This is a genomic window from Antarctobacter heliothermus (assembly GCF_900188425.1).
Taxonomy (GTDB): domain Bacteria; phylum Pseudomonadota; class Alphaproteobacteria; order Rhodobacterales; family Rhodobacteraceae; genus Antarctobacter; species Antarctobacter heliothermus.
Window position 1 is genome coordinate 1 of record NZ_FZON01000148.1, and the last position, 1,375, is coordinate 1,375.

At 58.7% G+C, this 1,375-nt stretch carries 1 protein-coding gene; it reads left to right on the forward strand.

Annotated features, from left to right (window positions below; genetic code table 11):
* Window positions 1-94 precede the first annotated feature (94 nt).
* On the forward strand, window positions 95-1,345 hold the full coding sequence (locus CHB90_RS25970; RefSeq protein ID WP_089280568.1) for an IS256 family transposase: 1,251 nt from the start codon (window positions 95-97) through the stop codon (window positions 1,343-1,345).
* Window positions 1,346-1,375: the final 30 nt, after the last annotated feature.

The following is a 1,375-nucleotide window of genomic DNA, read 5'->3' on the forward strand; positions in this document are numbered from 1 at the left end:
GAGATAGGCGCGAAAGTTGGTGACGCCCTGAGGGGCGGCATATCATGGCGGTGTTCAGACGCCGCGATTCTCTGCTGAGAAAAGGATATGCCCCATGTCAGAGACTACCATTACTCAACTGCCCGATCCATCGGGATTTAGCGCCGATCCGTTCACGGATGTCATCCGCGATGGCGCGCGCAAGCTGATTGAACAGGCGATCCACGCCGAGCTGGCCACACTCATGGCGGCCTTTTCCGGAGAAAGACTTGAGGATGGGCGGGCACGCCTGGTCCGTCATGGTCACTTGCCTGAGCGCGAGGTAATGACCGGCATTGGTCCGGTGCCCGTGAAGGTGCCGCGGGTTCGGGATCGGGGTGCTTACGAAGACAAGATCACCTTCACGCCCAGCATCCTGCCACGTTACCTGCGCAAAGCGAAATCTATCGAAGAACTGCTGCCTTGGCTTTACCTCAAGGGCGTGTCCACGGGCGATTTTACCGAGGCACTTGAAGCGCTGCTGGGCCCGAATGCCAAGGGTCTATCCGCCAAGACCATCACGCGCCTGAAAGCCGATTGGTGGCAGGACTACGAGGCTTGGCAGAAACGCGATCTTGGCTCGCGGCGGTTTCTCTACATCTGGGCAGACGGAGTCTACTTCAAGCCGCGAATGGCTGAGGAAAAACAATGTGTTCTGGTGGTTGTGGGCGCAGACGAATATGGCCGCAAGGAACTGCTGGCCATGACCGACGGCTTCCGCGAGAGCACTCAAAGCTGGCGCGAGGTTCTGCTTGATCTTAAGCGGCGTGGCCTGAAGCAGGATCCAAAGCTGGCTATCGGCGATGGTGCCATGGGGTTCTGGACAGCCCTGCGCGAGGTGTTCGCCACGACGCGGGAGCAACGCTGTTGGGTCCACAAGACCATGAACGTGCTGAACGCGATGCCGAAATCCGTGCAAGCCAAGGCCAAGGGTCATCTGCACGACATCTGGCAGGCAGAGACAAAAGCCAAGGCCAACGCAGCCTTCGATTTTTTCGTCGAAACCTACGGCGTGAAATGGGACAAGGCGGTCGCCAAGCTGGTCAAGGACCGGGATGCGCTGCTGACCTTCTACGACTATCCGGCGGAACAGTGGAAACACATCCGAACGTCAAACCCGATCGAAAGCACTTTCGCCACGGTCCGGCACCGCACGAAACGCACCAAAGGATGCCTCAGCCGCAAGACCGGGCTGGCCATGGCCTTCAAGCTGATGATGTCAGCGCAGAAGAAATGGCGCAAACTCGACGGACAGAACCGCCTGCCCGAGATCATCCAGGGGGTTGAGTTCCGCGATGGGATCCGCCAACTTCAAACTGCCGCCTGATCAGGCATCACCAACTTTTGCCCATATCTC

Coding starts and splice junctions, on each gene's coding strand:
- CHB90_RS25970 (WP_089280568.1), top strand. CDS start 95: ATGTCAGAGACTACCATTACTCAACTGCCCGATCCATCGGGATTTAGC.